Raw genomic sequence first — 7,890 nt, forward strand, 5'->3', positions numbered from 1 at the left:
GAGCGCGTCATCGTCCTGAAGGGCGGGACCGTGCAGCTGCAAGGCCCGCCCGAAACGCTGCTGCGCGATCATGCTGCGCAGCTGGCCGCCTTGGGGCTGCTCCCCTCTACCGCAGGGAAGGGAGACGTGCCGCGTGAGCCGGGGGCGAAGCCCGGCCCGACGGCTGACCGCGTTGGGCAGCCGTTGCTGGAGGTGAAGGGGCTGGCCTTCACCTATCCCGGCAGCCAGCGGGCAGCGCTAAAGGGCGTGAGCCTTGCCCTTGCACCCGGTGAACGAGCCGTGCTGCTGGGCGAGAACGGCTCCGGCAAAACCACGCTCGGCAAGCTGCTCATGGGCCTACTACCTGCACCAAAGGGGTGCATGTGGTGGGAGGGGCAGGATATGTCGAAGCTGCCAATTCACCAGCTGGCTGCCGGAATTGGCTATGTGTTCCAGCAGCCAGAGCATCAGTTTGCAGCTGCAACGGTGTGGGAGGAGTGCTTGTACAGTGTGCGCACCAAGCTTGGTTTACGGACCGGGGAGTCGGTTCCTGCCGCATATGCGGAACGGGCGCAGCGCTTACTGGCCGCTGCCAGGCTGGAGCACAGACTGGATGCCTCCCCGTACCTGCTAAGTGGAGGCGAAAAAAGGCTCTTAAGCGTTGCGGCACAGTTCATTTTGCCCAAAAAGCTTTACATTTTGGATGAGCCTACTGCAGGAACGGATTATGAAGGGGCAAACATCCTGCTCCGTATGTGCACAGAGCAGTCTGCCGAAGGTGCAGCCTTCCTGATCATCACCCACGATATGCAGGTGGCTGAAAGCTTTGCCAGCCATATTCTGTGCATGGAAGAAGGGCATCTCTATAAAATGGGAAATAGTGAGATTTATCATACGATTACAGTTGACAAAAATTAACGATATGTAGACAATAAAATATATACATCGTACAAAACAGGCGGCCTATATGGGCCGCCTGTTTACGATTATGCAGCGCGGGTAATATTCAATCTGGAAAGGCACCGCACAGATACAACACAGTTTTTATAAGGAAAGGATTTGTGATTTGCTTGGGAAACGATAAACCCATGAAGCGCGGGCTCGTGCTGACAGGTGTTCTATTGGCCACCTTTCTGGCCGCGATTGAAGGAACGGTTATCGGTCCAGCGGGGCCGACGATTGTTAGTGAACTGGGCAGCGTGAATTTGCTCAGCTGGATTTTTACGGCATATTTGCTGACCATGGCTGTGACCACGCCTATTTTTGGCAAGCTTAGCGATTTGTTTGGCCGAAAACCCATTTTTTTAATCGGCTGTTCGTTGTTTGTGCTTGGCTCTTTGCTTTGTATGTTGGCTGGAAGTATGGAGCAGCTTATTATATACCGGGCCATTCAAGGGATTGGAGCGGGCGGTGTTATTCCTGTTACCTTTACCATCATCGGTGATATATACAAAATGGAGGAACGCGGCAAAGTCCAGGGCATGATCAGCTCGGTATGGGGGATTTCTTCCCTGATCGGGCCTCTCTTGGGCGGTTACGTGGTCACTTATTTTGGCTGGGAATGGATTTTCGGCTTTAACGTTCCCTTTGGATTGCTGGCTATGTTCTTTATCGCCCGTTACCTGCGGGAACAGGTAAGCAAGCGTACCGCGCGTATCGACGTGCCGGGGACGGTTACCTTTACCATCGGGATGACGGCCCTCTTGCTCGTATTGGCACTGGGCGGGCAGTATATCGGCTGGGCTTCTCCTGAATTGCTGGCCTTGGCTGCCGTAGCCATTTTGTTCCTGATTCTGTTTTTGGTTATTGAAAAACGCGCTCAGGAACCGATGGTGCCACTGAAGCTATTTCGGATACGGGATATTGCCTTTTCCTGTGCCGCAGCACTGTTAGTCAGCACCCTGCTGATCGGACTGACCAGCTATCTTCCACTATGGATTCAAGGCGTACACGGTGGAGATGCTGCTTCATCTGGTCTGGCACTGGCTCCAATGTCAGTCGGATGGCTGTTTGGCTCCATGATCGGAGGACGCATTTTGCTGACTTTGGGTTCGCGTCGAACCTCTTTGATCGGGCTGACCCTAATTGTATTGGGGGCCTTCGTCATGACCTTGATGGGCCAAACGGCTCCGATCTGGCTGCTGTTCCTGTCTACATTGTTGTATGGACTGGGATTCGGTTTTTCGATGACCGTGTTTACGATTATTGCTCAGTCCTCGGTCGGGTTCCAGTTGCGTGGTGCATCTACAGCTTTGAATACGTTCCTGCGCACGTTGGGGCAAACGATTGGGGTTGCAGCCTTCGGTTCATGGCTGAATTACCGCATTGCTGCCCAGACAGCAGACGGACAGCTTACACAGCAAGGGGTTACGCAGGAGGATATTAATGGTCTGCTTGCACCTCATGCTTCACAGAGTCTAAGTGACAAGGTTGCCGGATTACTCCGTTCTGTATTGGAAAACAGTCTGCATTCCCTGTTCGTTATCATGGTCGTTATTGCGGTTATTAGCTGGTTTGTCGTCCTCGGGTTGCGGAACCGTCCACCGGGTACGGAAGAAGGAGAGAGTAAGCCTGCAAAGGCGGTACAAAGAGGAACTGCATAGGAATAGGGGAATCGTAGATCGTTTCCTTGTTACAGTGGCGCTTCCAATAGATGATTAGTGATCGTAGCGACAACTTGGGCCAGGAAAATGACGTCCAAAGCTGTCGCTATTTTTTTAATCAGCATCTTTTGATAGGTACACAAGTTCAACTGGACAACACCTCTCATGAACCTTGGAGGTGTTTTTTTTATGTCAGGAATACCGTATGTGAATAATTACATAAGTAAATTAATGGTTAAATAGTCTTATTACGCATGTTTCTATTATTTTTCTCTAGAATTAAGGGGGTGCTAAAGTACCGTTTTTTCTGAATTCGTTTGCAAAGGGATTTTTTTGATGATTTTTTTTGAATGATTTTGAAGGGAAATGAAGCAACCTACCTAGCAAAATTGGATATACAAAAAAAGCAAGAAATAAATTTATCCAAATGTAAATGAAATGAAAGAAATGGAATTTTCAGAAATTTACTAGGAAAATATGAGCATAGAGCTCAAGAGGTCTCCTTCTTTAGCCATGAATAAAAGGGGGATTTCTAGTCTATATCAATCGTTTGTCATACAATATAAAATGGCCCTACCAACCCAAAAAGTTGGGTTTCTAATCTAGAAAGCATAATTAGAATAAGGGAGATGGAGTACTTGAAGTTTAACAAATGGTTCAGAAAAGCAGCAACCGCAACAGTAGCAACTACCTTGCTGTTAGGAGGCGGTATTCAGGCTTTTGCGGAGAAAAATGACGGTGCTGATCTCAAGGAAGACAGCAGGTTTACTCAAATCACGCGTCAAGATATGCTGAACATTTTCAATCAGCAAGGCAAAGAAAAATTCGAGGTTCCATCCTTTGATGCATCTACCATCAAAAATATTCCTTCGGCAAAAGGCCGCGACGGGTCGGGCAAGCTCATTGATCTGGATGTGTGGGATACTTGGCCGTTACAAAATGCCGATGGCACGATAGCTAATTACAAGGGATACAACATTGTTTTTGGACTGGCAGGCGATCCTAAAAGAGCAGAGGATACGTTTATTTATCTGTTCTATCAAAAAGCAGGCAACACCTCGCTGGAAGGCTGGAAAAATGCCGGAAGAGTATTTAAGGATAACGATAAATTCCTTGCGAACGATCCGATCCTGAAAAATCAGGCGGAGGAATGGTCCGGTTCTGCTACTTTAACAGCGGATGGAGAAGTGCGTTTATTTTATACCAGCAGACAGCCTTTTGAGCCGGAAAACAAACTATACGGCAAGCAAACCTTGGCTACGGCGCAAGTTAATCTCTCTCAACCCGATGACGAAACCCTGAAAGTGGATGGTATAGAGGACCTCAAATCGATTTACGATGCTGGCGACGGGAAAATTTATCAGAATGTCCAGCAAAGCGTGGGAATAAGCCTGGATAACCACACATTCAGGGACCCTCATTATATTGAGGATCAAGGGAAGAAATATATCATATTTGAAGCGAATACAGGTACAGAGACGGGTTATCAGGGAGAGGATTCCCTTTACAAATCTGCGTATTATGGCGGGAATAACGAATTTTTCACGAAAGAGCTAAATAATCTGCTGCAAAGTCCCAAGAAAAACGGGGCCGAAGTGGCGAACGGTGCTTTGGGAATCGTGGAATTGAATAATGACTATACGTTGAAAAAAGTTATGGACCCATTAATTGCATCCAATCTGGTAACGGATGAGATTGAGCGGGCGAATGTTTTTAAAATGAATGGTTTGTGGTATTTGTTTACAAGCACCAGAGGTTCCAAAGTTACCGTTGATGCCGTTGGAGACGACGATATTTACATGCTGGGTTACGTATCGACTTCTTTGACAGGGCCTTATAAACCCCTGAATGGAACCGGTCTCGTTCTTCACCAAAATCTGGATCGTGATGATATTACCTGGACGTATGCCCATTTTGCTATTCCGCAAGGCAAAGGACATAACGTTGTAGTAACCAGCTATATGACAAACCGTGGACTGTTCCCGGATCACAAATCCACTTTTGCGCCAAGCTTCCTGCTGAATATTAAAGGCTCCAAAACTTCTGTTGTGAAGAACAGAATTCTGGAACAAGGGCAAATCACGATTGACCCGACGGACGACAAGGAAGTACCACCATATGACTATGGGAAGAAATAAGTAGGTAGTCCGATGGGACGATACCGGGGGCTGAGATTCACACGCCTCTGAGTAACTTGGTGAATTAAAGGGTTACCCTGATTTACCAAGTCGTCCCATACGGACGATACATATCGTGCAGTGAGAGAGTGGGAACCGACCATTCCCCATGCTAGTCAGACTATCCAGATAAAGAGAGTGGGGAGGATCGTCATGATGAAAAACATAGCTTCTAAGAGCATTTGGATACGATCCATCGTGGTTATCGTGGGCCTGAGTATATTAATAGCGATCGGCTGGAGTCTTTATCACCCGGTTAAAAGTGAAAGTCTAGAAACACAGAAGAGGCCAACCTACCGGGCTTCCTATCATTTCACCGTCCCGGATAAGTGGAAGAATGATCCTCAACGGCCCATTTATTTCGATGGAGAATATCATTATTACTATTTATATAATCGTGACTATCCCCAAAAGAACGGTACAGAATGGCGACATGCTACATCTACCGACCTGGTTCATTGGAAAGATGAAGGGGTGGCGATTCCCAAATATACCAACCCGAATGGAGATCCTTGGTCCGGGTCGGTCGTGATCGACGATAATAACACCGCAGGTTTTGGTAAAGGAGCGCTTGTAGCCATTGTGACACAGCCCTCCGCAGATGGAGGAAAGCAGGAACAATTTTTGTGGTACAGTACGGACAAAGGCAAGACGTTTACTTCTTACCGCGACACGCCTGTGATGTCCAATCCCGGCACGAAGGACTTCAGAGACCCCAAAATTATCCGAGATATTCAACGTAATCAATGGGTAATGGTCATGGCAGAGGGAACAAAGATTGGCCTTTATGAGTCTGATAATTTAAAGGATTGGCGGTATACGAGCAGCTTTCAAACGGAAAATATCGGGCTTGTGGAATGTCCTGACCTTTACCGGATGCGTGCGGATGATGGAACCTACCAATGGATTTTGGGCGTGAGCGCAAATAGCAAATCAACAGGCGGACCCAACACGTATGCCTACTGGACGGGAGATTTTAATGGAGAAGCATTTCTTCCTGATCGCAGTGAGCCTGAGTGGCTGGATTATGGCTTTGACTGGTATGGTGCAGTTACGTTCGAGGATGGGAAAGACAAAGACCAATACAGTCACCGTTATGCTCTGGCCTGGATGAATAATTGGGATTATGCCAATAACACGCCTACCCTGAAGGAAGGCTTTAATGGAATGGATTCGATTGTTCGTCAAATTCGACTGAAGCATACAGCTGATGTCGGATATCGTTTGATTTCACAGCCGGTAAAAACTTTGGAGCGAGTCCAAACTTCAACGGAATCATTTGGACAGATCAAAGTAGAGGGTTTTCACCCGCTTCCGGTAGCAGGCGATGCCTATCAGTTAGAGGCGGATGTATCTTGGTCAACGATCAAGAATACGGGCTTGAGGCTTCGAGAGTCAGCAGATGGCAAGCGTCATGTGGATGTCGGTGTTTCGGTGGATGGTCAATACTCTTACGTAAATAGAGCCAACACCGGGCAGCCAGATCAGAGTGGAAAATATGTAGAGAGCAAGGCGCCTTTTGATGCTAATAAGAAAAAGGTTCACTTGAACATTCTCGTCGATAAAACCAGTATTGAAGTCTTTGTAGATGGTGGAGAAGTAGCTTATTCCTCCTTAATATTTCCACGATTAGAGGACCAGAAAATTACACTTTTTTCCGATGGTGGTCCGGCTATTTTTAACAATGTAGTGGTCAAACATTTTAATCGTTAGCGGGTATCGTAGAAGCCTATGAAAAAGAGGCAGTCCAGAGCACCAAAATAAAGGTCCGGGCTGCCTCTTTATTCAACTATTGTACTTTTCAACCTTAACTAAATTAGTTTCTGGATTTGCTCGGTAGAATAAAGTTCCTACTAGAATAATAACGATCATGGGCATAAAAAGGCCTATCCCACCTAACTGGTTCAGCAAAAAACCACCTAGTATAGGACCAATAGATTTTCCAGTGTATAAAAAGGACTGGGCACCGTAATAAGTACCTCTCAAATGATCAGGAGCAATTTTATCGATCGTAGAATAAAATGTATTATTTGAAAATGAAATATATATGTCATGTCAAAAAATGTATTTTTAAAAATGAGTTTCCGAAAGTATTCGGGGAAATATAGCAGCTAGTAGCCGACCTAAAAAACAACGCCTGCATCTGCAGGCGCTGCTTTTTAGATAACCACAATTGTCTTTTGATGGAGTGCGATGTCTTGAAGCTTATTTAAAGGCACTCAAGACAATTATTCACATTGTTTGCTCCGGCATTGGTGAAGGGTAATATCTGCGTTCCTAAAAGCATGCTTTATGGAACGATTCTAAATTAGTCTATTTCATGTTCCCAAATGTGCATAAATAATTATTGGAACGTTTCAATATTAATGGTCCCTTTTTTGGAACTGAAAGGGGGATGCATTATATAGTAGATATGGCTTATGTTCGCGTGTCGGCCAAAGACCAAGCTACTTTCGACGCTGCAGTTGAACAATCTGAGCAAGATGCCCAAAAGGTCGTCACAAAATACTAACTGCTATGCATGAAAAGAATTTTTCGGATGCAGTAGATCTGTCAAAGATTCACGGTACTTATAATGAAGAAAAACAAATTCGAAAGTATGAGGAGTACAGTAATAGAACTGATTTTGATAAGTTGGTTATTAAATGGTATAATTTACATGTAGTAATCGGCAAACCTATATGGTATATTATTTATCCGGCCGTAAGATAGGCTGTGATTTAATGGTTAGATGGGTTTCAAAAATTCAAATAATCACCTTATGAGGTATTATTTACAAGTAGCATAAATCGCCGAAGTATGATATATTATTATTCCGGTTGTTGTTATGGCCGGAAATGATTGATCTTTGAAAACTGAACAACGAGTGAGTAGGGATTTTGTTTACAAAATCCAACGCTGAAATTTTGGTACATGCCATCAGGCTGTATAAAATGGAAGCGAACAAGAGATATTTTTTATCTCGTCAGTTTCAAAATGAGCTTATCGCTCTTTCTATATTGTTTCATCTTTGGTTCTTCTCAATAGAGTGGATGAAGATGAAACAGGTTGACGTTACTTTGTAACGTCTTTAATGGAGAGTTTGATCCTGGCTCAGGACGAACGCTGGCGGCGTGCCTAATACATGCAAG

4 protein-coding genes and 1 rRNA gene are annotated in these 7,890 nt (G+C 45.5%); all 5 read left to right on the top strand.

From position 1 onward, the window contains the following. On the top strand, nucleotides 1-897 hold an 897-nt coding region (locus tag AC6EJC_RS26560; protein ID WP_444956496.1), incomplete at its 5' end, for an ABC transporter ATP-binding protein. A gap of 170 nt (nucleotides 898-1,067) precedes the next feature. Then, nucleotides 1,068-2,582 (top strand): MDR family MFS transporter, encoded by a 1,515-nt coding sequence (locus AC6EJC_RS26565; protein ID WP_444956498.1) that lies wholly within the window; start codon nucleotides 1,068-1,070, stop codon nucleotides 2,580-2,582. Between the two features lie 638 nt (nucleotides 2,583-3,220). Beyond that, nucleotides 3,221-4,720 (top strand): levansucrase, encoded by a 1,500-nt coding sequence (gene sacB, locus AC6EJC_RS26570; protein WP_444956497.1) that lies wholly within the window; start codon nucleotides 3,221-3,223, stop codon nucleotides 4,718-4,720. Nucleotides 4,721-4,915: 195 nt separating this feature from the next. After that, nucleotides 4,916-6,472: a glycoside hydrolase family 32 protein gene (locus AC6EJC_RS26575; protein WP_444956499.1), complete on the top strand. Its 1,557-nt coding sequence runs from the start codon at nucleotides 4,916-4,918 to the stop codon at nucleotides 6,470-6,472. 1,357 nt (nucleotides 6,473-7,829) lie between these two features. Then, a 16S ribosomal RNA gene (locus AC6EJC_RS26580) occupies nucleotides 7,830-7,890 on the top strand; the annotation flags it as partial.

The sequence above is a fragment of the Paenibacillus sp. TY11 genome (assembly GCF_059772165.1).